The sequence below is a fragment of the Chlorobium sp. KB01 genome, assembly GCF_001975465.1.
Classification (GTDB): Bacteria; Bacteroidota; Chlorobiia; order Chlorobiales; family Chlorobiaceae; genus Chlorobium.
Map to the genome: position 1 here is coordinate 59,336 of NZ_MPJE01000115.1, position 24,542 is coordinate 83,877.

The following is a 24,542-nucleotide window of genomic DNA, read 5'->3' on the forward strand; positions in this document are numbered from 1 at the left end:
TTGTCTGTTTTACCCGTTATCGTGCCGACTACCGGAGAGGAGCGAACCCATGACCTTTGCCTGGCCTGAAAATATCGTTTACCTGCTGCTTTTGATTCCTCTGGCCGTATTTCTCGGCTATGGAGCTATTCGCCATTTTCAGCTCCGTGAAGTTGTTGTCGCACCATCTCTGGCAGATGCGATGATGCCCGGTGTCGGGTTCAGGGTGATTATTGTTAAAAAGGTGATGATTTTTTTGGGTATTGCCTCTCTGCTCGCTGCCCTTACCGGCCCCAGGCTTTCAGGCGGCGGGCGGCCGATCTTGCGAAAAGGGGCTGATATGGTTTTTTTGATTGATGTCTCCCGCAGCATGAGGGCGGCTGATGTTCAGCCTGACCGGCTTACGCAGGCGAAATTTGAAATATCGAGGATAAGCCGTGCTGTAACAGGGGGCCGGCGGGCAATTATTCTTTTTGCCGCAAAACCTCTTGTGCAGTGCCCGCTTACCGCTGACATGGATGCCTTTGAAGCACTGCTCGGTATGGCTTCACCCGATCTTATCGAGGCACAGGGAACCGATTTCCGTTCAGCTCTTGAACTTGCTCACAACGTTCTTGAGCCTTCATCGGAAAGCAGGCTTGCATCCGCTGCGAAAGGCGAAAAGATTATGGTGCTTCTCAGCGATGGAGAGGATCACGCCGGCGATCTTCCGGCTGCGGCAAACCGTATAAAAAACGGAAGGATCCATGTTTTTGCAATCGGGGTGGGCTTGATCCGTCCAGCGGTGATTCCTCTTGGAGAGGGCGGAGCAGGGCTCAAGATGGATGAACGCGGACGGGTTGTTACGACCAGCTTCAGGCCGGAAACGCTTCAGAATCTGGCCCGTCAATCCGGAGGATTTTATTTCCACAGCCTTGCCGAGCGGCCGGTCTACACCGAGGTCTCCGCAAGGATCAACCGTATTGCCGCAGCATCGCGCTGGGTGATGGAGCCGGTTGAAAGCGAACCGCTCTACTACTACTTTCTCGGTTTGGGACTGTTACTGCTGCTGGTCGAAACCATGATCGGCAGGGGAGGGCGCACTTCGGCTCAAAAATCGTAAAGAAGCGATGATGCGAGCCGGGGTGAGGATCACTTGAGAAAAAATTGTTACATTCCTTATGTACGCAGGTGGCGGCACCGTTCTTGATTGCGGTACCCGGCACTGTTTTTTCAGACAAAAACAGGTATGTCTATGGAGCAGCAGAACACCGGTCAGAAAGTTCTCGACCCTCTTGAAAGGGCCAAGCTTGGCCTGAAAGTTTTAACCATGCCCTACTCGCAGGCTGAAGAGGTTATTGATGCCTATGTCAGCGAAGGTAATTATGACAAGGCGAGTGTGGATTTGTTTAAAGATCAGGTTGCTACGCAGCGCCACATCCAGGAGAAAAGCGCAGAACTGCTCTCAACCAGTTCGCAGATTATCCGTCTTGTGGCAGGTGCATTTATTAAAAATCTTCCGAAACAGGGTGATGAGGGCAGTGCTGCCAGCTCCTGAACGTCGGAAAAGAGCGGTGAACGCAAGTGCAATGGGTATTTATGGTCGCGACAGCTTACGGTGTCGCGGCCTTTTTTTATGCTCACTCTGTGAACAGGGTTGCATGATTAACTTTTTTTGCTTTTACATTGTTATAGAGTAACCAGTTCGCATGAACCGTAAACAAAAAAAACCGTTCGAACCATGCAGTTTGATCCCAATAAATTCACCCTCAAGGCTCAGGAGGCATTGCAGGCTGCCGCTACCCTTGCCGGTAGTCGCCAGCATCAGCAGATAGAGCCGGAACATCTGCTTCACAGCATGCTTGACGATAAAAGTAGCATTGCTGTTCAGATTGCGCAGAAACTTGAAGTTTCATCCGATAATCTTCTTCTGGCACTTGACCGTGAAATCGAGCGGATTCCGAGAGTAACGGGAGCATCGGCTACCGGTCAGTATCTCTCACAGAATCTTGGCAAGGTGTTTGACGTAGCCCTGAAAGAGGCCGAGAATCTGAAGGATGAGTATATCAGCTCGGAGCATCTGCTGATTGCCATGAGCGAAGCTTCGCTCAATGTTTCACGTATGCTTCAGGACGCAGGCATCAACCGTAACGCTATTCTCAAGGTGCTGACAACCATCAGGGGCTCTCAAAGGGTTACCAGTCAGAGCGCCGAGGATAGCTATAACTCCCTGAAAAAATATTCCCGAAACCTCAACGACCAGGCCCGAAAGGGCAAGCTTGATCCGGTGATCGGCCGTGATGAGGAGATCCGCAGGGTACTCCAGATTCTCAGCCGCCGTACCAAGAACAATCCGGTGCTGATCGGTGATCCAGGTGTCGGCAAGACAGCACTGGTCGAGGGCATCGCCCAGCGTATTGTGGCTGGTGATGTGCCTGAAAACCTCAAGAGCAAACAGATCGCCGCGCTCGATATCGCTCAGCTTGTAGCCGGAGCAAAGTTTCGAGGTGAGTTCGAGGAGCGTCTGAAAGCGGTCGTGAAAGAGGTTCAGGCTGCTGAAGGAGAGGTTATTCTTTTTATTGATGAGATCCATCTCCTTGTCGGCGCGGGTTCTGCCGAGGGCTCCATGGATGCGGCCAATATTCTGAAACCCGCTCTCGCCCGCGGAGAACTTCGCTGCATCGGCGCCACGACCCTTGATGAGTACCGCAAGCATATTGAAAAGGATGCCGCACTTGAGCGCCGCTTTCAGACCGTGCTGGTTGATCAGCCGAGCGTAGAGGATACAGTCTCCATTCTTCGGGGCCTCAAGGAGAAGTATGAGATCCATCATGGTGTGCGCATCAAGGACGCTGCCATTGTTGCGGCAGCCGAACTCTCCAACCGCTATATTTCAGATCGTTTCCTGCCAGACAAGGCAATCGATCTGATTGATGAGGCCTCTTCCCGGCTCCGTCTCGAAATTGACAGCAGCCCCGAAGAGCTTGACCGGGTTAACCGCGAAATCCGCCGCCTCGAAATCGAGCGCGAAGCCCTGAAGCGCGAGCTGGAAGCAGGGGGGATGTAGGAGGCAATCCCTTGTGGTTGCCCATTGCGGGATTTCCCTGCGAATAACGACAAATTAACCGTCTCTATAGCCAACACTTTTGTTGCCAGCAAAAATGTTGGCTATAGATTTGTTTGTTCGTTTTGTTTTTGTGATATTCCAACAAATACGTTGGCAGCAAAAATGTTGGAATTTGATCAGGAGGGCATGGCATGGAAAGAAAGCTTCAACAGGCTCAGGGAAATTGGGTTGAAGGGGATCGATTCTGGGGCAGGGCGGATGATATCCGGATTCTGACACGAAAGATCGATGAAGGAGCGCATATCTCTCTTGTCGCTCAGCGAAGTATGGGGAAAACCAGTCTCATGAAGGAGTTGCAGCTCAGACTTTCTGATCGCTATATCTGCTTGTTTATTGATCTTCAAAAAGATTCCGAACCTGCAGATGCTGTTGCACAACTCAGTCTTTCACTCAAGCCATACGAATCACTTTAGAAGACGGTAAAAAGTTTGTTTGCCAATGTGTGGGGCGCGGTATCAGGAAGTATTGAAGAGGTCAGCTATGGTGATATCGGCATCAAATTAAGGGCCGGGCTTAACTCGGGAAACTGGATGGAGAAGGGTGATGCGTTATTCTCGATTCTTGCGAAATCTGATCGACCGGTTCTTCTTATGATTGATGAAGTGCCGCTGATGGTGAATCGTATGCTGAAAGGTGATGATTTTGTCATTACCAAAGAGAGAATAGCAGAAGTAGATCGCTTCATGTCATGGCTCAGGAAAAACAGTATAGAACATCAAGGGAAAGTCAGGATAATGCTTTCGGGCAGTATCGGTTTTGAACCGGTGCTGAGGCAGGCAAGACTAAGTTCGACGATCAATAATTATCAGCCCTACGATCTCCGGCCATGGGATGCCGAGACAGCTAAAGGATGTTTGCGTGCGTTAAGTCTGCACTATGGGGTAGAGTTCCTTGGTGGAGCAGAAGAGACTATGATCAGAAAACTTGGTTACTGTATTCCTCACCACGTCCAATTGTTTTTTTCGCATGTCCTGGATTGCTGTGAGAGGCGAAGTAACCTATGCTTTTCTGCTGATGAGGTGGACGATCTTTATGAACATGAGATGCTTGGTATCAGAGGGCATGCTGAACTTACTCACTATCAGGAAAGGTTGGAACTGTTTTTCAGCAAGGAAAGAGTGCCTCTTGTGCTGGCTATTTTAACGGAAACCGCAATTGCAGGAGATTTGACCGTTCCTGTACTTCGAGCTCTTCAGCATGAGTATGCAGGGAAAGATGCTGATGGCGAAGACACAATCAAGGAGGTTCTCCGGGTGCTTGAGCATGATGGTTATCTCAAGAAGAGTGGGGAGTCTTACAGGTATGAATCAAATCTCTTGAAAGACTGGTGGAAAAAGGCTCATTCCGAGTTTTATGTACCGGTGAACAAGAGGGGGAAATAAAAAAATGGTAAAGCGCTTTGTTAAATATAACCCTGCTTTTCTTGAGGGCGATGAACTGACAGGAAATTTTGTTGTCAGGCTGATCGACTTTCGGATGATCATGAGGATTATTCGGGATAATACTTTAGCGTCGAATCAGCATGTTTTGGTTATCGGCCCGCGAGGTAGTGGAAAAACCACGCTTGTTCATCGGGTTGCACTGGAAGTGGAGCGTGATCAGGAATTGAAGACAGTCTGTTATCCTCTTGTATTTGCAGAAGAGAGCTACAATGCTGTTTCCGCTGCTGATTTCTGGCTTGAAGCACTATTTCATCTTGCTGAACAGACAGGAGATGCACAAAAGATGCGCACCTATCATGAACTCCGTCGTGACCCTGATGAACAGCGTCTCGGAGAGCGTGCCCTTGGGCTGTTACTTGATTTTGCCGACAAGATCGGTAAGCGGATTCTGCTTGTTGTAGAAAATCTTGATATGCTTCTTTCTGAGTTTTCAGATAAGCAGGAGGCATGGAAACTTCGACATACGCTGATGAACGAGCCTCGTTTAATGTTGCTTGCCACAGCAATCGGAAGATCAGAGGAGATCGATCATCCGACACATGCCATGTTCGAATTGTTTAAAATTCATGAACTCAAGGCACTTGATGATCAGGAGTGTAATACTATTTGGGAACTCATAGCCGGAGAGAAGCTTCCGGGTGAGCAGATCAGGCCGGTACGAATTCTGACTGGGGGAAATGCACGTCTGATAGCGCTCATCGCCAGATTTGGCGCCAAACGCTCTTTTCGGCAATTGATGGATGATCTGATTGACCTGATTGATGAGCATACCGATTATTTCAAGAGCCATCTTGACGCAATGGCTTCCAAAGAGAGGAAAGTTTACCTGGCACTTGCTGAACTGTGGAGTCTCTCGACAGCAAAAGAGGTTTCTGAGGTGGCGCGAATGGATGTCAACTCTACGAGTGCCCTGCTTAGCAGACTTGTCAGTCGCGGAAAAGTTGTATTTGAGGAAAGAGGGAAAAGGACAAAATGGTACCGCATATCGGAAGGAATTTACAACATCTACTACCTCATGAGGCGACATGGAGGCCCTTCCGCACGTGTCAGGGCAGCAGTGAAGTTTATGGTTAGCCTCTATGATCCGGTTTCAGCGGCAAGAATATTGATTGATGAGACAGGCAGCCTTCAGCCAGAGCAGTGCCGAGACCATTATGCCGCTTTTGAAGAGGTGATCAAGAGTATCTCTGATCGTCAGCTTCTTGAGGAAATAGGCTTGGCTACGCCGAAAAGTTTTCTTGAGTCACCTTATCTTGGTGATGAGGTAAAAAATAGTTTGGTTGTTGAGAATGTAACTGCATCGAAGAAGAGTATCGGCGAAGAAACGAGTGAAGAGCTTAAGGAAATAACCGGATTGCTTGAAAAGGCTTATCTGTTTTTCAAGGATGGACTATATGAAAAAACAATTGCAATTCTGGATGAGCTGATAGCAATGTACAAAGGTCGTGAAGAAGTATCACTTGCAGAGCAAGTTGCCAAGGCATTGTTTAACAAAGGCGTGGTACTTGGACGAATGGAGCGCTTGGCTGAAGCACTTGAGGTGTATGATGAATTGCTAGCAAAGTACAAAGATCGTGAAGAAGTATTGTTTGCGGCGAAAGTTGCCAAAGCAATGGACAATAAGGGTTGTATACTTGGAAGTATGGGGCGCCTGGCAGAAGCGCTTGAGGCGTTCGATGAACTGATAGCGATGTTCAGGGGTCGTTCCGAAAATGAGATTGTAAGGGTGGCGTCAGGCTCCATGTTTTTCAAGTGCCTAATACTTGGATATCAGGGAAAATTTCAGGCGGCAATATCTGCTTTTCAACAGGCAATTGAATTGGAAGAGAGTCGAAAGAATGTACTTGAGTTGATCAAAAACTATGTTTACACTCCTCAGACATCAATATCGGTTGCTATAACTATTTTTGTAGCGCTTGCAGCGTCAGGGTTCGCTAAAGAGGCTCTTGAGATTCTTGTTGATTCACCTGCGGAGCAGCACCTTGAGCCACTTGTTGTTGCCTTGCGTTTATATACGGGTCAAGAAGTGAAAAGTTCAGTTGAGATACAGGAAGTGGCAAAGGATGTCGTCAAAAAGATTGAGGAGAGGAAAAATGCCATGCAACGCATTAATAGTGGTGAACCTGAGGCAGCCATAGTTCAGTAGATACAATCCTGGTTCTTATCCTTGCAGTCCCGGTTGTCCTTGCTGTCTTTGATTGCTTTTCCTTGAGGTGATTTATTGGGGTGAAAATCGTACATTGCAGAATTGTACGTCATGGTAAGGATTTTTACGGTTTTATTTTACTTGAACATGAAAAATAAACCTGTATGATGAAGTTAATGAAGCTTTTTGCGCTGGCTTTTATGCTGACCGCTCTCTCTGTTGCTCCTGCGGAAGCAGGGTGGGAACCTGCAAATAAAGAGAGGGCGAATGAATCCGTTGACTTTTTCAAAAAAAATGCTCCCGATTTGAACCGTTTTTTTGAGCAGGCATTCGGCTATGTTGTTTTTCCTGATGTCTACAAAGGGGGGCTTTTTATGTTCGGCGGAGGGCACGGCAAGGGATATGTCTATGAGCAGAACACTCTTGTTGGCAGTTCAACCATTACCCAGCTCAATGTAGGCCCCCAGTTCGGAGGCCAGTCTTTTGCAGAGATCATTTTTTTCAAGGGCAAGGAGGATCTCGACCGCTTTAAAAAAGGTAATTATGAGATGAATGCCCAGGTTGCAGCAATTATTGTTTCAGCGGGTACTGCGACCAATATTGATTTTTCAAATGGCGTAGCGGTTTTTGTTCTTCCAAAGGCCGGAGTCATGGCGGAAGCGACCGTAGGCGGGCAGAAATTTTCCTACAAGCCGTATTAGACAGGATTTTTATAAGACAGAGTGGCTACCGGGCTTTTTAATCGGCGTCGTTCATTAACGTGATTGTTTCAATGAAGTATGAATTAGTGGTGGGCCTTGAGGTCCATTGTCAGCTTAATACTGCCAGCAAGGCCTTTTGCGGCTGTTCGGCAAAGTTTGGAAAACCGGCAAACACCAATGTCTGCCCGGTCTGTCTGGCTTTGCCGGGTGCTCTTCCGGTGCTTAACCGCCAGGTGGTTGAAGATGCCGTGAAGCTCGGAATTGCAACGGGATGCACGATTGCACCTCACTCCGTGCTTGCCCGGAAAAACTATTTTTATCCCGATCTGCCGAAAGGGTACCAGATTTCGCAGTTTGAGGAGCCGATCTGCAGTGAGGGAAATATTCATATTGATGCCGGTGAAGGGCGCAAGGATATCAGGCTGATACGAATCCACATTGAAGAGGATGCCGGCAAGTCGATTCATGATATCGGAGATGATACCTATATCGATCTCAACCGGAGCGGAGTTCCGCTGCTTGAAATTGTGAGCTATCCCGATATGCGCACCCCGAGAGAGGCTTCGGCCTATCTGCAGAAAATTCGCCAGATTGTGAAATATCTCGGCATTTCGGATGGCAATATGGAGGAGGGAAGTCTTCGCTGCGATGCAAACGTCTCCCTGCGCCCGGTTGGAGCGACGGAATATGGCACCCGTACCGAGATCAAGAACATGAACTCCTTCAAGAATGTCGAGAAGGCTATCGAGTACGAGGCTGAGCGCCATCGCGAAATTCTCGATGGCGGAGGTGTTATTGTGCAGGAGACCCGCCTCTGGGATGCCGACAAAGGTGAGACCCGTTCAATGAGGGGCAAGGAGTTTGCCCATGACTACCGTTATTTTCCTGATCCTGATCTGGTTCCGGTGCTTGTTGACCAGGAGCTGCTTGACCGGATGAAGAGCCAGCTTCCGGAGTTTCCCGAAGTTCGTGCTGCCCGTTTTGTCACGGAGTATGCCATTCCGGCCTATGATGCCGCAGTGCTGACCGTTGAGCGGGAGGTGGCTGACTATTATGAAGAGACAGTCAGGGTGTCGGGTGACGGCAAGGCATCCTCAAACTGGGTGATGGGTGAGGTATTGCGAACCCTTAAGGAGAAGTATCTCGATATTTCCGAGTTTGCCATCTCTTCCGAGCGGCTTGGCGGGCTTATCGCGCTCATTGGAAAGGGTACCATCAGTAACACTATTGCCAAACAGGTGTTTGAGCTGATGCAGCAGAATGGGCTCTCTTCTTCGGAGATTGTTGAGCGTGAAGGTCTTGCGCAGGTCTCGGATTCAGGGGCAATCGAATCGGTTGTCCAGGAGATTCTTGATGCCAATCCCGGACAACTTGCCTCCTATCGCGAGGGAAAGACCAAGCTGCTCGGATTTTTTGTCGGGCAGTGCATGAGCCGGATGAAAGGCAAGGCTAATCCCCGGATGGTCAATGAGGTGCTGCTGAAAAAGCTCGAAGGGTGAGCGTTTTCAGGATTCGCTGTCGAAGAGGTCTTTGATGCGGCCGACTTCAGGCCAGGTTTTGGCAAGATCAGGATTGATAACCTCGATTTTTTTTCTGGCCTCCAGTAGCCGTTTTTTGCACTGTCCGGCAATGGCAAGTCCCTCCTCGTAGAGCGAGATGGAGTTTTCCAGACCGGTATCGGGATTTTCAATATTCCGGGTTATGTCCTCAAGCCGCGATATCAGCTCTTCGATAGTGGTTTTTCCGGAATGTGCTGCTGCCATGGATATGTCTGGTTTAGATGTTGATGATGAAAATAGGTAATGTTGGAAGATTATTCAAAAGTCAGGAGTATACGTGAAGTTTGTTGATAGTGCCTCCATTGTTATAGCGGCTGGAGATGGCGGCAATGGCTGTGTGAGTTTTCGCAGGGAGAAATTTGTACCAAAGGGTGGTCCCGATGGCGGTGACGGTGGTCGTGGCGGTCATGTATGGCTGAGAACAAACCGGCAGCTCACCACACTGCTCGATTTCAAGTACAAGAAAAAGTATATAGCTGATCGTGGCGTCCATGGGCAGGGTGCACGGAAAACCGGCAGGGATGGAGCTGATATTGTTATTCAGGTACCGTGCGGAACGCTTGTGCGGAACGCTGAAACCCAGGAGGTGATTGCCGACCTGACCGGCGAGGAGCAGGAGTTTCTGATTGCCAGAGGGGGCAAGGGCGGAAAAGGCAACCAGCATTTTGCCACCCCGACCCGTCAGGCACCCCGTTTTGCCGAGCCGGGTCAAAAAGGAGAGGCTCTGGTGCTTGATCTGGAGCTGAAGCTGATGGCCGATGTCGGTCTGGTCGGATTTCCCAATGCCGGAAAGTCTACCCTGATTTCAGTGATAAGCGCCGCGAAACCGAAAATTGCCGATTATCCCTTTACAACACTGGTGCCGAATCTCGGTATTGTGCGTTATGAGGAGTACAAGTCATTTGTGATGGCTGATATTCCGGGAATTATTGAAGGAGCATCAGAGGGTAGGGGACTCGGTCTCCAGTTTCTGCGTCATATTGAACGGACTAAAATACTTGCGGTTCTCGTTTCGGCTGATTCACCCGATATTACAGCGGAGTACAAGACACTGCTTGGAGAGCTTGAAAAATTTGATGAGGGGTTGCTCAACAAACCGAGGATCGCGGTTATTACCAAAATGGATATCGCATCGGAAGATCTTGAAATTCCAATGCTTGAAGAGGGTGTAAAGGTGCTTCCGATCTCAAGCGTTTCCGGCCATGGCCTCAAGGATCTCAAGGATGAGATCTGGAAAGAGGTCTCTGCCCGGGAGAGGAGTGCTGAACCGTCAGAAGAGGGTCTCGGTAACGATGCAGCAGGCTGAACTTTTTGTCAGGTATGCGCGCCTGGCTGATGCCGGGGCAATTTCCGCTATTACAGCGGAGTATGCCCGCAAGGGTATTATGCTTGAGCGTTCTGATGAGAATATTATCGAAAATATCCGTAATTTTTTTGTCGCCGAGTACAATGGTGAGGTGATAGGGTGCTGTGCCATTGCATTCTATACCCAGAAGCTGGCAGAGATTCGCTCGCTTGCTGTGTTTAACCGGTTTACCCTGAAGGGGATAGGTCGTCTGCTGGTTGAAAAGGCCGAGATGGTTTTGCGCGAGGAAGGCGTTACAGAGGTTTTTGTTCTGACCTTGAACCGTATTTTTTTTGGACGCATTGGCTACAGTGAAATCAGCAAAGAGTATTTTCCCCAGAAAATATGGAGGGATTGTACTCATTGTCCGAAGCTGATGGCTTGCGATGAAATTGCTATGGTAAAAAAACTCTGATTGAGCAACGCTGAAACCCTCAGAGAAAGCGGTTTGCGTGGTCCCTTAAACATTATAAACAGGTCGAATATAGTTGTGATAGTTCAGGAAGTTATCGTTAAAAACAATGCAGGGTTGCATACAAGACCCGCTGCCGCAGTAGTAAAGCTGGCATCCCGTTTTAAATCCGATTTTTTTATCGAAATGCAGGGCGTTGAGATCAATGCTAAATCCATTATCGGCGTCATGAGTCTTGCTGCTCCGAAAGGTACCCGCCTTACGCTCAAGCTTGATGGTGAGGATGCGCCGGAGGCTGCCCGCCAACTTGTGGAGTTTTTTGAACAGGGGTTTGGAGAGCAGTAGTTCTGAAAGAGCATGCTGTATATTTTTTTTCGATTTCCCGATGTTGTCACGCCGCACGGCGGCTTATCATGATGGACTGAACATAGTCAGGGAACACCCTTGAAAGCACTCCGGATAGCATTTATCACCCCCTTTTCCCCTCTTAAGGGGGGTATTTCCCGGTTCAGCGGTCTGTTAAGGGAGGCCCTCTCTGCCATTGGGTACGACGTTATCTCTGTCGGGTACAGGGCGCTCTACCCGGCTTTTTTGTTTAAGCGTGCAGCAGAAGCCGCTGAAGCGCCTGCACCATCCTCGTCACTATCAGATGCCCGGCTGACGCTCTACAACCCCTTTACCTGGCTTGCAACGATCCATCGTCTCCGGCGACTGAAGCCTGATCTTCTGCTTGTAGCATACTGGAGCGGTTTTCTGGCTCCGCTCTGTTATCTGCTCCGCCACCTTACCGGTATCCGGGTTGTTGTGCTGCTTCATAATTTCACTTCCCACGAATCTTTTTTTATTGAGCCATTTATGCAGCGATTGCTTGCTGCATCCTCCGATGCCTTTCTGACCCTCTCATCGGCGGTTTCCCGGGAGTTGCTTGCTGTTGTGCCCGGAGCCCGGGTGTTGCAGCTTTTTCATCCGCTCTATCTTCCTGAAACAGCAATGCCAACCAGAGCTGAGGCGCGCAGTGCGCTGAAACTCGAAGAGGCTGCACCTGTGCTGCTTTTTTTCGGCTATGTTCGCCACTATAAAGGGCTTGATCTGCTCCTTCGGGCTTTGCTGGAGGTGTTGCAGCGCGAACCCTCTCTCAAGCTGGTTGTTGCCGGTGAGTTTTTTGAAGATCCGGAGCACTACCGGAGTTTGATCCGGGAGCTGGGTCTTGCGGAAAGCGTTGATCTTTATCCGGGTTATGTTTCCCGTGAACGGAGTGCTTTGCTCTTTGCTGCCGCAGAGTGCGTTGTGCTCCCCTACCGAAGCGCAACCCAGTCGGGCGTGGTTCAGCAGGCCTATGGTTGTGGTATTCCCGTTATTGTGACGCCGGTCGGAGCTCTTCCCGAGGTGGTTCGTCACGGGATTACCGGCTGGATTGCCCGTGAAAGTTCAGCGGCCGGGCTGGCAGGGGCTATAGGGGAGTTTCTCGACAGCCGGAGAGAGCTGCCTGCCATCCATGCGGCTGTTGAGGAGTATTGCCGGGAGTTCTCCTGGGAGGCTTTTGCGGCCGGAGCAGGCCGTTTTCTTGAAACTGAAGTATCCCGAACGTGATGAAGAGACCTGAACTCTGCATTGTGGTTCTGAACTGGAACGGAGCCGGGGATACGATTGCGTGTCTCCACTCACTGTCGGGATCGCTCTCGCCTTCAAGCATGGTGCTTGTGGTCGATAACGGATCAACCGATGACTCGCTCTCCCGGATCCGGGCGGCTTTTCCTGATACCGAGATCCTCTCTCTGCCGCTCAATCTCGGTTATGCAGGTGGCAATAATGCCGGATTCCGACGGGTTATGGAGCTTCAGGCGGAGTTCGTGATATTTCTGAACAACGATACCGTTGTTGAAAGAGGGTTTTCAGCTCCGCTGATTCATGCCCTGCGGAGTGATCTTTCAGCAGGAATTGCCGTTCCGAAAATATTCTATCACGCCCGTCCACATTCGCTTTGGTATGCAGGCGGCGTTGTCCGTCTCTCCACGGGGCTGATCCGCCACAACGGGATCAGAAAATCGGATGCTGCGGAGTTCAACCGTCCCGGAGTAACCGGTTATGCAACGGGGTGCTGTTTTACCATGCGCTGCCAGGATTTTGAGCGGGTCGGGGGTTTTGATGAACACTTTGGCATGTATGCCGAGGATGTTGATCTCTCCCTCCGGGTGAGAGCTCTGGGGCTGACTGTCCGCTACGAGCCCGGTTCAGTGGTCTGGCATAAGGTCTCTGCCTCTCTTTCCGGAACTCCGTTCAAAAAACTGGCGAAAAAGAGTGCCGCTTCACTTCGTCTTTTCATCAAGCACCGGGCATGGGGAGGAGCGCTCCTCTTTCTGTTGCTTCTCCCTTTTCGCCTTGCAGTCAGCTCTGCCTCGGCACTTTTCTCCAGTTCAACCCGGATAAAGAGCGGCCATGAAGGATAATTTCAGAACGCCGGTGAGTGAGGAGTATCTCAGCGAACCTGCTCACCGGGTTCGGTGGCAGAAAACCATCGAATTTGTCGGTCGTTCGGGCTCTTCCCGACTCTTGACCGCCCCTGCATTGTCCGGGCTCGATCTGGGTGACCGGACACCGCTCACTGCATCGCTGGAGCAACTGTTCGGGTGCTCTTTCGAGAGCACAACCATTGATCTTGATGTTGAGCCTCTTTCGGGTTCCTATGCAGTGGTAACCGCCTTTGAGGTGCTGGAGCATCTCTACAATCCGCTTCATCTGCTGCTCGAAGTCCGCAAGATACTTCATGGATCGGGTGGTCGGCTTTTTGTGTCGATGCCGATTGCAAAGCCGGCATCACTGAAAAGCGCCGACCATTTTCACGAGATGAGTCGAGACGAGGCGCTCTCGCTTTTCAGGCGTGCCGGGTTCCGGGTGGAACGGAGCGGCCAGTTTCGTATCCGTCACCCGTTGTTTTATCTTACAGGTCTAAAGCCGCTCTTGCGGGCATGGTATGAAAAGGTGCAGATTTATGAACTTTCCGTTTCAGAGGAACACCGCTGACGCTTCCCTCAGGCTTGTCTGGTTTTCCGAAATACAGTGGGACTTTCTTTCGACCCGAAAGCAGCGTTTACTCGGGCGCTTTTCGGAGCGGTGGCGGATTCTCTTTATTGAGCCGTTTGCGCTCGGGCGCAGCCATCACTGGCTGCCGGTAAGAAGAGGGCGGGTATGGGTTGTCACGGTTCCTTTTCTGAAAACGGTTCCGTTCCGGATCGGGCGACTCCTTGACCATCCGCTGCTGCGTAATCTGCTCTCTCTGCCGGGTATTCTGCTTATGCTCTTCTGGGTCGTGATGCTTGGTTTTGCCTCATCAGACCGCATTATCGGGCTCTCCAATATCTACTGGGGAAGGGTTGCCTCACGTCTCTCCTGCCGGTTCCGTTTTTATGACGCCAATGATGATCATCTGGCCTTTCCGGCTACCCCTTCCTGGCTGAAGGGATATCTTGATGCCTGGCTTTCGCGGATAGATCTGCTCTTTAGCGTCTCACCGGAGCTGACTGCCCGGTTGGCGGTTCCATCCGGCGTGCGCACTGTTGAGCTTGGAAACGGGGTCGAGTTCAGCCATTTCGCCGACCCGCGAGGCAGCGCACCCTCAGAACTTGGCGGGCTCAAGAGGCCAATTCTCGGTTATGCCGGGGCGATGGACTGGCTTGATACCACCCTTGTTGAGGAGACGGCGAAAGCATGGCCGGAGTACTCTCTGGTGCTGCTTGGTCCTGCCTATGAGCAGAACTGGTGGAAGAGGCAGGAGCAGCTCAACACCCTTTCCAATGTACACTATTTCGGTCGCATTGATTACGGTGAGCTGCCGGCAAGGGTACAGCATTTTGATCTTGCCTTGATGCCGCTGCTGAGTAACCGGCTCAAGGAGGTCTCCCATCCCAACAAGCTTTATGAGTATACCGCAGCGGGCGTGCCTGTGCTTTCAATGAACTACTGCAGTGCTGTTGATCAAGCGCGGGAGGTGGTGTATGTTGCCGATACCAGGGATGCGTTTGTCCGTATGGTGCCGGAAGCGCTGGCTGACCGGCGGCGTGAGGCGCGGCAGTCCTTTGCCCGTAGGCACAGCTGGGATGCAATTGCAGCAACCATGGAGCAGGAGTTGCTGAAGCGGTATCGGGAGCTGAACTCTTGAGACGAAACAGGGTCATAGCCGGCCAGGCAGGACTCTCTTTTGGAGGATTTCTTTTCGGCCAGGCATCAAGGTTCGCCTTCAATCTGCTTGTTGCCAGAGCACTCGGTGCCGAGGCTCTTGGTACCTATGCGATTGCCATTGCCGTTATCCAGATAGCAGAAGTGCTTGCCGTTGCCGGTCTTGATTCGGCTCTCCTGCGTTTTGTCAATCTCTATCAGCGTGATCCTTTGCGACAGAAGGCTGTTATCGCTTCTGCCCTGAAAACAAGTCTTGTGCTTTCCATTGCCGTTGCACTCCTCCTTGTGCTTTTTTCAGGGGCGATTGCTTCACTTTTTATCGGCAGCAGGCTACTCCGGCTCGTTATCTGCTGCTATGCGGCAGCCATCCCCTTCAATGCCGCAACACAGCTTTACGGCCATGCCACTCAGGGATTCCAGAAGCTGCAGCCGAAAATTATTGCAACCCAGATTGTTGCCCCGCTGCTCCTGCTGCTGTTGACTTTTCTCTTCCGCTTTACAGCGGGCCATGATGAAGCGCTGCTCTTTCCCTTTGTGCTTGCTTCCGCAGGCGCCTTTTTCTGGATCCGGCCAACGCTCGAAAGAGTCGCCGGTGTTGTTACCCCGGATATTCTTCGTGCCCGAAGTGATCGCCCCATGCTTGCCTATGCGCTGCCGTTTATGGGGGTTTCGCTGTTAAGCATGATGACGCACTGGCTTGATGTTGTTATGCTTGGCATGTTTACCGACACGGCAACGGTCGGAATCTATCATCCTGCCGCCAGAACCGCAGGTCTCATCAGAGCGGTGCTGCTTGCTTTTTCAGGAATTGCCGCACCGATGATTGCCGAGCTGCACGCCGGAAGAGAGCGTGTGGAGATAGAGCGGATCTACAGGATGGTGACGCGCTGGATTATCGCTGTGGTGATCCCTCCGGTACTGCTTTTCACTCTGCTTCCCGGTCCGGTGCTTGAGCTGTTCGGACCCCGCTTCGCTCCAGGCAGCACGGTTCTGCTGCTTTTGACGGTTGCTTCGTTCCTGCAGGTCTCTTTCGGTCTCTCTTCAACGGTGCTCGCCATGTCGGGGTATTCCCGGCTCAGCCTGCTCAATGCTCTTGGCGCGTTCGTTTTGCAGGTTAGTCTGAACTATCTGTTGATACCCTTGATGGGCATCAATGGCGCGGCTCTTGCAACCCTGATAGTCTTCTTGCTGATCTCCGCATTCCGGCTCATGGAGGTTCATCACTTTCTGAAAATTCATCCATTCGGAAAAGAGCTCTGGAAGCCCGTTGTTTCCGCCCTGCTTTCCGCACTGCTGCTCTTTGCTGCAAGGCCCTCGTTGATCGCACTCCCTCCGTTCATCGGGTTAGGAGCGGGAGCAGCTCTTTGCACCGGCAGTTATGCAGCAGCGATGCTGCTTCTGAAGTTGGAAGAGGATGAGCGGACGATTATTTTAAAATTTATGCCCTTTCTTGACAAAAAGCCAAAGCGATAACGCAGTGAAAAAAAAGATTCTCTCGTTGCTCACGGTTTTCGGGATCTATACCCTTCTTCTGATCCTGCTCTTCTTTCCGCTTGTTTTTCAGTCCAGCACGCTTGTTGCGCCGGACTCGCTTATTCCCCACGTCTCGACCCTGGCGCTTGACAAATTACAGGGCGAAACAGGAATCTACCCGCTCTGGCAGCCCTGGCTCTTTTCAGGCATGCCGACCGTTGAAGCATTCAGCTATATCAGCGGGCTCTATTTTCCCAACATGGTTTTCAGCCTTTTCCATACCGATGGTATTATCCTCCAGCTTCTTCATCTTGCCTTTGCGGGAGTGGGAGTGTTTCTTTTTCTCCGCCAGTATGGTTTGACTACTCCTGCTGCACCGCTGGGCGGGGCACTCTTCATGCTGAATCCCTATATGACGGCCATGCTGGTGCACGGTCATGGCAGTCAGCTCATGACGGCGGCCTGGATGCCATGGATGCTCTGGGCTGTTATGCGGCTCATACAGCGCGGTGGACTTGTTGATGCAGGGGTTCTGGCGATCATTGCCGGATTTCAGCTGCAGCGCTCACACGTCCAGATTGCTTACTACTCATGGATGCTTGCCCTGCTGCTTGCCATTGTGCTGTTTGTGTTCGATCGGGATTCATGTAAAAGTGAGGGCAGCCACAAGGGCGGCCCCTACAGAATATTATTATTGATTGCAGCGCTCGGGTGCGGGGTTGCCATGTCGGCCTCAATTTATCTGCCGGCCTCGGAGTATGCTCCGTATTCAGTGAGAGGGATGGCCGCAGCGGGAGGGGCTTCGTCGTGGGAGTATGCCACCCTCTGGTCAATGCACCCTCTGGAGCTGCTGACTTTTCTCGTGCCGGGTTTTTTCGGATTCGGTGGTGTGACCTACTGGGGCTTTATGCCGTTCACCGATTTTCCCAATTATGCCGGGATTATAGTTCTGCTGCTTGCGGTTGCTGGCGCATACCGTAGGCGAAAAGATGCGATGATATGGTTTTTCAGTGCTGGTGCACTGCTTGCCCTGCTGCTCTCCTTCGGCAGGTATTTCAGCCCGGTGTTTGATCTTTTCTACCATTTTGCGCCGCTTTTCAGCCGTTTCAGGGTGCCCTCCATGGCGCTCATCATGCTCTACCTGATCATCGCCTCTCTTGCAGCCATAGGAGTGAACGACCTGTTGCAGCGCTCAACTGAACGGCTGCTGAAACCGATCCGGATCGGAGCGCTTCTCATGGCGTTTTTTCTGCTGCTCTTGCTTGCACTTCAGTCGCCGATGGAGAGTTTTTTCCGCTCACTCTTTCCTGATCCTTCGGTCGAGAGTTTTGATCTCTCCTTTATGATCAACAAGGTGCGCTGGGAGCATCTGAAAGGAAGCCTCCTGATCGCTTTGCTTACGCTTCTGCTCTTTACGGGTGTGCTCTGGCTCGGCATCAAGGGGAAGCTCTCCCACAAAATGACGGGGTTGCTCATCTTTCTTCTGGCGCTGCTTGATCTGCTCTGGATTGACATACAGATTATCTATCCATCTGACAGCTCCCTGCGCTCGCCGGTCTTTGCGGAGAGCCGCATGGTGGCGCCGGCCTTTCAGCCTGACGACATCACCCGATACCTGGCAGCACAGAAAGGTGATTTCAGAATCTACCCTGCCGGGCCGCTCTTCACCGAGAACAAGTTTGCCCTTTCCGGTATCGAGTCAGTCGGCGGCTACCACCCCGCCAAACTTAAAATTTACGAGGAGTTTCTTGCAAAAACCGGGAATCTCGCGAGTATCAACGTTCTCAGGATGCTTAACGTCGGCTACATTATCACTCCTGTCCCGCTCAGCCACCCGGCCCTTGAGCCGGTGAAAACCGGCACCCTGCAACTGGCGGGCGGCCCGGTCCCGGTCACGGTCTATCGGTTGCAGTCAACACTTCCACGGGTCCGGTTTGCAGAGCGGGTTACCGGTGTGCGGGATAGCGACGAGCTCTTTCTGCGCCTGCTTGATGACGCGGCTCCTCAGGGTGAGGCTTTTGTCGATGGATCACTCTGGAGCGGAACCAGAACCTTTGCTGCGGCAACAGTACTGTCGATGAAGCGGGGATCCGAATCGATGCGCCTGAAGGTTTCGGCCCCCGCTGATGCTTTTCTCGTGGTGAGCGAGATCTACTATCCTCTTTGCTGGAAGGTGACGGTGGACGGCAAGCCAGCTACTTTGGTCAAGGTTAACGGGCTCTTGCGAGGAGTCAGGGTTCCTGCCGGAAGCAGGGAGGTTCTTTTTTATTATGATCGAAGCTTGTTTGAAACCGCCCGGCGCATCTCGCTCGGTGCGTTTGGCGTTGCGCTGCTGATGGTTGCCGGGGGAGTGTTCATCGGGCGTTTTCAGCAGAAGGGCGGGGAGATGTCGAACTGAGGGGATGATTTATACATTACTGTGTTCACGAATTACTTCTTCTTCAACCGCTTTTTGAATGAACTGATTTAAAGAGATTCCCTTCATTAGAGCAAGTCTTTTTGCTTTTTTGTGCAAGTCAGGAGCTATTCGGACATTGAAACTTCCTTTGTAAGATTTATCAGTTTTCTTACCGATTTCTTTACATAGCTCTATGTAATCGTTTACGGCCTCATGAAATGCCTTTTTCAGTTCAATCACACTATTGCCTTCAAATGAAACAAGATCTTCGATCCCCTCGATCTTGCCAAAAAACACCTCGTCATCTGCATTGAAGTGCACCGATCCTATATAGCCTTTATAGAGCAGAACGTCTTTCATACAAGCCCCCTTGATTTCAGTTCCTCAATGACCAGTTCAATTTGATATTGTTTTAACTCATTACCCGGATGTGGTTTATGTAAACGGATAATATGCCGGGTACTTTTATCAATAAATGCCACTCTTGATCCAGATGTTTTTCCTTTTTGACTCTCTTCGTAACCAAATGAGTTCAGAACTCTACATAATTCATTATATGTAAAGTTTTTAGGCCTTGAAAGAAGCCTTAATATCAGCTTTTGGTCTTTACTCATATTCTAACGTACAACATAGGTACAATAATTGCAACTGCGAATCGGTTGCGCTTGGCAGGTCAATCGCTTTCTCCTCTCTGTAGCTTATTGCGCGGAGCCCTTCTTCGCCGGGGAAGCGATTCATCCTGCAGGAGGCGGCCGGGAGCATCCTCTTTGGCTATTAACGACACATCTTCGAGCAGTCCGAGCAGACGAAGCACCTCAACATAGTAGCCTATAGCAACCGAAGGGTCGCCATTCTCGATTTTATAAAGCGTTGGTCGCGACATGTCAACCTTGAGGCAGACTGCCTCCATGGAGAGTCGGCGACGGAGCCGTGCATCCCTGAGGCGTGCTCCGAGAGCGATCAGCTCTTTTTGTGATGCAGGATATGGTGGCGACTCTCTGTTTTTCATAACGATAATTAATATTTACATAATAACTATCATTTGTAAAATATCATTACCGTTATATGAAATTTATAATACGATAGCCGTAAAGATGAATGCAAAATATCTTCATGTAATGCTTAAAAAGATCATTATTCTGTAGTTCATTTCTCTTGATGATTTCCCCCCTTTTGACCAATTCCTTTGATCTGTTTCCTTTGCATCGGCTACGTTTACGAACCACCCCGAAGATGGCAGAAAGCGCTGTAAATACGGGCATTTTTGCTGTTTGAAGCGAGTGGAGATAAGGCCGTGTTGATTATTATTTCATGAGTTGAAAAATGTTGAATTAGGTTTTGTTTTTTTTCATAATTCGCTTACATTGTCTGTCCTTATGGATTTTTAGTGTATTGCGTTTTTCGTAATCATAGGTTTTTAAATAGAAAGAGAGTTTTAGTATGCCGACGATTCAGCAGCTCATCAGGCTCGGAAGAAGTGTAAAAGCGTCAAAAACAGCGTCACCGGCGCTTGAGAAATGCCCGCAGAAGCGTGGTGTATGTACGCGTGTTTACACGACTACTCCTAAAAAGCCTAACTCTGCACTGCGCAAGGTTGCGCGTGTCAGGTTGTCCAACAAGATTGAGGTTACAGCCTATATTCCTGGTGAAGGTCATAACCTGCAGGAGCATTCAATTGTTTTGATTCGTGGCGGCAGGGTGAAGGATCTTCCTGGTGTACGTTATCATATCGTGCGTGGTTCGCTGGATACGTCCGGTGTTGCTGATCGCAAGCAGAGTCGGTCGAAGTATGGAGCCAAACAGCCCAAGGCTGGTGCAGCCGCTCCTGTCAAGGGTAAAGGCAGATAAGTCGAATCATAAATTCAGAGAAGAGCATGTCAAAAAAAGGTGGCTATAAAAGAGTCGGTGTCGATTTTCGCTACGGCGATGAGAGTGTTGCCCGTTTCATCAATGCGGTAATGCTTGATGGCAAAAAGGCTGTCGCTACGAAGATTGTTTATGATGCGTTTGGTATCATTGCCGAGAAGATGAGTGGCGAGGATCCTCTGGAGGTTTATCGCAAGGCGATGTCTCACATTGCTCCGGTCGTTGAGGTTCGCAGCAAGAGGGTTGGCGGTGCGACTTATCAGATTCCGATGGAGGTCAAGGCTTCCCGGAGAGGTGCGCTTGCGTTCCGCTGGCTGAAGCTCTATGCGGCAAAGCGTGGAGGTAAATCCATGGCTGAGAAACTTGCTGCCGAGTTGATGGATGCTGCCAACGAGCAGGGTGCATCGGTGAAAAAGCGTGATGAGGTTCATCGTATGGCTGATGCAAACAAGGCGTTTGCGCATTTCAGGTTCTAGGATGTTTTTTGAAAGTGTTGAATAAAAGGCTAATAATTTGTTATGGCAAGGCTGGTTGATTTAGATAAAGTTCGCAATATCGGCATCATGGCTCACATTGATGCTGGAAAGACAACGACGACAGAGAGGATACTCTACTATACCGGTCGTCTGCACAGAATGGGTGAAGTGCATGATGGTGGTGCAACGATGGACTGGATGGAGCAGGAGAAGGAGCGTGGTATCACCATTACCTCCGCTGCAACAACCTGTTTCTGGGTACCGAAGTTCGGTAACTATTCCGGCGTAAATCACAGAATCAATATTATAGATACTCCGGGTCACGTTGACTTCACGGTTGAGGTTGAGCGTTCCCTGCGTGTGCTTGATGGCGCGGTTGCGCTTTTCTGTGCGGTCGGCGGTGTTGAGCCACAGTCCGAGACGGTCTGGCGCCAGGCGAACAAGTACGGTGTTCCGAGAATTGCCTATGTCAACAAGATGGACCGTACCGGTGCTGACTTCTTTGATACCGTCAAGGCGATCAGGGAGAGGCTTGGAGCAAACCCTGTTCCGCTTCAGATTCCTATCGGCGAAGGCGAGATATTCGCCGGTTTTGTCGATCTGATCAGGATGAAGGGTATTATCTATGACAAGGAAGACGGCAGTACCTACAATGAGGTTGAAATTCCCCATGACCTGCAGAATGAAGCAAGGACATGGCGCATCAATATGCTTGAGGCGGTTTCCGAGGTTGACGATACGCTCCTTGAGAAGTATCTGAACGGAGAGGAGATTACGGAGCAGGAAGTTCGCAACGTGCTTCGTCAGGCAACCCTCAAGGTTACTATTATTCCGGTACTTTGCGGTTCATCATTCAAGAACAAGGGTGTTCAGTTTATGCTTGACGCTGTAGTCGAGTATCTTGCATCTCCGGTTGATGTCGGAGCTGTCGAGGGTCACCATCCGCGTACCGAGGAGCCTGTAACCAGAGAGCCTAAGGACGAAGAGCCGTTTGCCGGTCTTGCCTTCAAGATTGCTACTGATCCGTTCGTTGGAAAGCTTACCTTTTTCCGTGTTTACTCCGGTGTTCTTAAGGCGGGCAGTTATGTACTGAACACCATGACAGGCAAGAAGGAGCGCATTGGTCGTATCCTTCAGATGCACTCAAACAAGAGAGAGGATATTGATTGTGTTTACTCTGGCGATATCGCTGCGGCTGTCGGTTTGAAGGATGTCAGAACCGGTGATACGATCTGCGATGAAAACAATCCGGTGGTTCTTGAGAAAATGGTTTTCCCTGAGCCGGTTATCGAGATTGCTATCGAGCCTAAAACAAAAGCTGATAATGACAAGCTTGGCATGTCACTTGCAAAGCTTGCTGAAGAGGATCCGACCTTCAAGGTCAAGACTGATGATGAAACAGGGCAGACCCTTATCGCAGGTATGGGTGAGCTTCACCTTGAGATTCTGGTTGACAGGCTCAAGCGTGAGTTCAAGGTAGAGGCCAATGTCGGTCAGCCGCAGGTTGCCTACCGTGAAACCATCAGAAAGTCTGTTGAATTTGAAGGAAAATTTGTCCGCCAGTCCGGTGGTAAAGGTCAATTCGGTCTGGTCGTACTCCGGGTTGAACCGCTTGAAGAGGGCAAGGGATATGAATTTGTCGATGCGATCAAGGGCGGAGTTATTCCGAGGGAGTATATTCCTGCGGTTAATGCCGGTGTACAGCAGGCTATGAAGAGCGGTGTTGTTGCCGGGTTTGCGATGCAGGATATCAAGGTTACCCTTCTTGATGGAAAATATCACGAGGTTGACTCTTCGGAAATGGCATTCAAGATTGCCGGTTCCATCGGATTCAAGGGCGCAGCCAAAAAAGCTGATCCGGTTCTGCTTGAGCCGATCATGAAGGTTGAGGTTGTTACCCCTGAAGAGTATCTCGGTGATGTGATGGGTGACTTGTCAAGCCGCCGTGGTCATATTGAAGGTATGGGTCAGAGAGCCGGAGCACAGTTTGTCAACTCCAAGGTGCCTCTTTCAGCGATGTTCGGTTACTCAACCGATCTTCGTTCAATGAGTCAGGGACGGGCAAACTACTCAATGGAATTTGACTGTTATCGGGAAGTGCCGCGCAATATAGCGGAGGCTTTGCAGGAGAAGCGGGTAAGCAAGGATTCGGAATAAGCAGGCACTGCCTGTAAGCAGTTTTAACTATTACAAAACAATAACAGATAACCGACACGGAGATAAGTTATGGCAAAAGAGTCCTACAAAAGGGATAAACCTCATGTCAATATCGGAACCATTGGTCACGTTGACCATGGCAAAACAACCTTGACTGCAGCAATTACTTCGGTTCTTGCAAAGCAGGGTCTTGCACTGCAGCGCGATTTCGGCAGCATTGACAAGGCTCCTGAAGAGAGAGAGCGTGGTATCACCATCTCAACTGCACACGTTGAGTACCAGACGAAAAAGCGTCACTATGCGCACATCGACTGTCCCGGTCACGCTGACTACATTAAAAACATGATCACCGGTGCTGCCCAGATGGACGGCGCAATTCTTGTTGTAGCCGGTACCGATGGTCCTATGCCTCAGACCCGCGAGCACATTCTGCTTGCCCGTCAGGTAAACGTTCCTGCGCTTGTTGTATTCCTGAACAAGGTTGACATCGCAGATCCTGAACTTATCGAGCTTGTCGAGCTTGAGCTCAGAGAGCTTCTTACCGAGTATAACTTCCCCGGCGATGATATTCCGATCATCAAAGGTTCCGCTCTCAAGGCACTTGATGGTGATCCTGAAGCCGAAAAATCGATAATGGAACTGATGGACGCGGTTGACGAGTTCATTCCTGAGCCTGTCCGCGACGTTGACAAACCTTTCCTTATGCCGGTTGAGGATGTATTCTCTATCTCCGGACGTGGTACTGTCGGTACCGGAAGGATCGAGAGAGGCCGCATCAAGATCAACGAAGAGGTTGAGATCGTTGGAATCAAGCCTACCCGTAAATCAGTTGTTACCGGAATCGAAATGTTCCAGAAGCTTCTTGATGAAGGTCAGGCAGGTGATAACGCAGGTCTTCTTCTTCGCGGTGTTGACAAGACTGAGCTCGAGCGTGGTATGGTTATCGCCAAACCCGGAACCATCAAGCCGCACACCAAGTTCAAGGCTGAGGTTTACATTCTGAGAAAAGAAGAGGGTGGACGTCACACACCGTTCTTCAACGGATACCGTCCCCAGTTCTACTTCCGTACCACAGACGTTACCGGTTCGGTTACGCTTCCTGAAGGTGTCGAGATGGTTATGCCTGGTGATAACCTTTCCGTTGAGGTTGAACTTCTTGCGCCTATTGCTATGGATGAAGCACTGCGTTTCGCTATCCGTGAGGGTGGCCGTACCGTTGGTGCAGGTTCCGTAACAAAGATTATCGAGTAAACAGATTGTATGGCGTCCCGGGACGGGGCCGAAAATCCCGTCCCTTTTTATTGATAAC

General features: G+C 50.4%; 25 protein-coding genes. 21 read left to right on the plus strand and 4 right to left on the minus strand.

Annotated features, from left to right (window positions below):
- The first annotated feature begins 49 nt into the window (after positions 1-49).
- The 8 genes from BOO20_RS12165 to gatB all read left to right on the plus strand — a co-directional run bounded on the left by BOO20_RS12165 (position 50) and on the right by gatB (position 8,873).
- The gene (locus BOO20_RS12165) at positions 50-1,081 is read left to right on the plus strand and encodes a VWA domain-containing protein (RefSeq protein WP_006367109.1); all 1,032 of its coding nucleotides are present in this window, start codon (positions 50-52) and stop codon (positions 1,079-1,081) included.
- Positions 1,082-1,213: 132 nt separating this feature from the next.
- A complete protein-coding gene (locus BOO20_RS12170) occupies positions 1,214-1,516 on the plus strand; it encodes a hypothetical protein (RefSeq protein ID WP_076792975.1) in 303 nt (100 codons plus the stop codon).
- 183 nt (positions 1,517-1,699) lie between these two features.
- The gene (locus BOO20_RS12175; protein WP_076792977.1) at positions 1,700-3,025 is read left to right on the plus strand and encodes a Clp protease N-terminal domain-containing protein; all 1,326 of its coding nucleotides are present in this window, start codon (positions 1,700-1,702) and stop codon (positions 3,023-3,025) included.
- Between the two features lie 191 nt (positions 3,026-3,216).
- Entirely contained in the window at positions 3,217-3,498 is a 282-nt protein-coding gene (locus tag BOO20_RS13195; RefSeq protein WP_233120984.1) for a hypothetical protein, read from the plus strand.
- A gap of 15 nt (positions 3,499-3,513) precedes the next feature.
- Positions 3,514-4,467, plus strand: a complete 954-nt coding sequence (locus BOO20_RS12180) for an ATP-binding protein (RefSeq protein WP_233120985.1) — start codon at positions 3,514-3,516, stop codon at positions 4,465-4,467.
- Between the two features lie 4 nt (positions 4,468-4,471).
- Positions 4,472-6,673: a tetratricopeptide repeat protein gene (locus BOO20_RS12185; RefSeq protein WP_076792979.1), complete on the plus strand. Its 2,202-nt coding sequence runs from the start codon at positions 4,472-4,474 to the stop codon at positions 6,671-6,673.
- A 164-nt stretch (positions 6,674-6,837) separates the two neighbouring features.
- Entirely contained in the window at positions 6,838-7,374 is a 537-nt protein-coding gene (locus BOO20_RS12190; protein ID WP_076792981.1) for a lipid-binding SYLF domain-containing protein, read from the plus strand.
- A 71-nt stretch (positions 7,375-7,445) separates the two neighbouring features.
- Complete coding sequence (gene gatB, locus BOO20_RS12195) at positions 7,446-8,873, plus strand: Asp-tRNA(Asn)/Glu-tRNA(Gln) amidotransferase subunit GatB (RefSeq protein ID WP_076792982.1); 1,428 nt, start codon at positions 7,446-7,448, stop codon at positions 8,871-8,873.
- 6 nt (positions 8,874-8,879) lie between these two features.
- On the opposite strand, the gene xseB is transcribed toward gatB, so the two are convergent.
- Positions 8,880-9,137 carry an exodeoxyribonuclease VII small subunit gene (gene xseB, locus BOO20_RS12200; RefSeq protein WP_076792983.1) on the minus strand — a complete coding sequence of 86 codons (258 nt, stop codon included), beginning with the start codon at positions 9,135-9,137 and terminating at the stop codon, positions 8,880-8,882.
- A gap of 73 nt (positions 9,138-9,210) precedes the next feature.
- Here xseB and obgE point away from each other — a divergent pair, with 73 nt between their 5' ends.
- The 9 genes from obgE (at position 9,211) to BOO20_RS12245 (ending at position 18,734) form a co-directional block, all read left to right on the plus strand.
- A complete protein-coding gene (gene obgE / locus BOO20_RS12205) occupies positions 9,211-10,239 on the plus strand; it encodes a GTPase ObgE (RefSeq protein WP_076792985.1) in 1,029 nt (342 codons plus the stop codon).
- Positions 10,226-10,693, plus strand: coding sequence for an N-acetyltransferase (locus tag BOO20_RS12210; RefSeq protein WP_076792986.1), 468 nt, complete (start codon positions 10,226-10,228; stop codon positions 10,691-10,693). Before obgE ends, BOO20_RS12210 begins: the two co-directional genes overlap by 14 nt.
- 75 nt (positions 10,694-10,768) lie before the next feature.
- A complete protein-coding gene (locus tag BOO20_RS12215; RefSeq protein WP_006367099.1) occupies positions 10,769-11,035 on the plus strand; it encodes an HPr family phosphocarrier protein in 267 nt (88 codons plus the stop codon).
- A gap of 99 nt (positions 11,036-11,134) precedes the next feature.
- Positions 11,135-12,280 carry a glycosyltransferase family 4 protein gene (locus tag BOO20_RS12220; protein ID WP_076792987.1) on the plus strand — a complete coding sequence of 382 codons (1,146 nt, stop codon included), beginning with the start codon at positions 11,135-11,137 and terminating at the stop codon, positions 12,278-12,280.
- Positions 12,280-13,137, plus strand: coding sequence for a glycosyltransferase family 2 protein (locus tag BOO20_RS12225; protein ID WP_076792988.1), 858 nt, complete (start codon positions 12,280-12,282; stop codon positions 13,135-13,137). The genes BOO20_RS12220 and BOO20_RS12225 overlap by 1 nt, the downstream gene beginning before the upstream one ends.
- Positions 13,127-13,711: a methyltransferase domain-containing protein gene (locus tag BOO20_RS12230; protein ID WP_076792990.1), complete on the plus strand. Its 585-nt coding sequence runs from the start codon at positions 13,127-13,129 to the stop codon at positions 13,709-13,711. The genes BOO20_RS12225 and BOO20_RS12230 overlap by 11 nt, the downstream gene beginning before the upstream one ends.
- Positions 13,680-14,846, plus strand: coding sequence for a glycosyltransferase (locus tag BOO20_RS12235; RefSeq protein ID WP_076792992.1), 1,167 nt, complete (start codon positions 13,680-13,682; stop codon positions 14,844-14,846). Before BOO20_RS12230 ends, BOO20_RS12235 begins: the two co-directional genes overlap by 32 nt.
- The gene (locus BOO20_RS12240; RefSeq protein WP_076792993.1) at positions 14,843-16,336 is read left to right on the plus strand and encodes a flippase; all 1,494 of its coding nucleotides are present in this window, start codon (positions 14,843-14,845) and stop codon (positions 16,334-16,336) included. The genes BOO20_RS12235 and BOO20_RS12240 overlap by 4 nt, the downstream gene beginning before the upstream one ends.
- Positions 16,337-16,340: 4 nt before the next feature.
- Positions 16,341-18,734 (plus strand): hypothetical protein, encoded by a 2,394-nt coding sequence (locus BOO20_RS12245; protein WP_076792995.1) that lies wholly within the window; start codon positions 16,341-16,343, stop codon positions 18,732-18,734.
- A gap of 9 nt (positions 18,735-18,743) precedes the next feature.
- Here BOO20_RS12245 and BOO20_RS12250 read toward each other — a convergent pair whose 3' ends face one another.
- Genes BOO20_RS12250 through BOO20_RS12260 form a run of 3 tightly spaced genes read right to left on the minus strand, consistent with a single transcriptional unit; the run spans position 18,744 to position 19,743 of the window.
- The gene (locus BOO20_RS12250) at positions 18,744-19,094 is read right to left on the minus strand and encodes a type II toxin-antitoxin system HicB family antitoxin (protein WP_006367092.1); all 351 of its coding nucleotides are present in this window, start codon (positions 19,092-19,094) and stop codon (positions 18,744-18,746) included.
- A complete protein-coding gene (locus BOO20_RS12255) occupies positions 19,091-19,348 on the minus strand; it encodes a type II toxin-antitoxin system HicA family toxin (RefSeq protein ID WP_076792996.1) in 258 nt (85 codons plus the stop codon). Before BOO20_RS12255 ends, BOO20_RS12250 begins: the two co-directional genes overlap by 4 nt.
- A gap of 59 nt (positions 19,349-19,407) precedes the next feature.
- Positions 19,408-19,743, minus strand: coding sequence for a helix-turn-helix domain-containing protein (locus BOO20_RS12260; protein WP_083694699.1), 336 nt, complete (start codon positions 19,741-19,743; stop codon positions 19,408-19,410).
- A gap of 431 nt (positions 19,744-20,174) precedes the next feature.
- Here BOO20_RS12260 and rpsL point away from each other — a divergent pair, with 431 nt between their 5' ends.
- From rpsL to tuf, 4 genes are all read left to right on the plus strand, one after another.
- Positions 20,175-20,582: a 30S ribosomal protein S12 gene (gene rpsL / locus BOO20_RS12270; protein ID WP_076793000.1), complete on the plus strand. Its 408-nt coding sequence runs from the start codon at positions 20,175-20,177 to the stop codon at positions 20,580-20,582.
- A gap of 26 nt (positions 20,583-20,608) precedes the next feature.
- Entirely contained in the window at positions 20,609-21,076 is a 468-nt protein-coding gene (gene rpsG, locus BOO20_RS12275; RefSeq protein WP_076793001.1) for a 30S ribosomal protein S7, read from the plus strand.
- A 42-nt stretch (positions 21,077-21,118) separates the two neighbouring features.
- Positions 21,119-23,233, plus strand: a complete 2,115-nt coding sequence (gene fusA, locus BOO20_RS12280) for an elongation factor G (protein WP_076793003.1) — start codon at positions 21,119-21,121, stop codon at positions 23,231-23,233.
- A gap of 69 nt (positions 23,234-23,302) precedes the next feature.
- Positions 23,303-24,484 (plus strand): elongation factor Tu, encoded by a 1,182-nt coding sequence (gene tuf / locus BOO20_RS12285; protein ID WP_076793004.1) that lies wholly within the window; start codon positions 23,303-23,305, stop codon positions 24,482-24,484.
- Positions 24,485-24,542 lie beyond the last annotated feature (58 nt).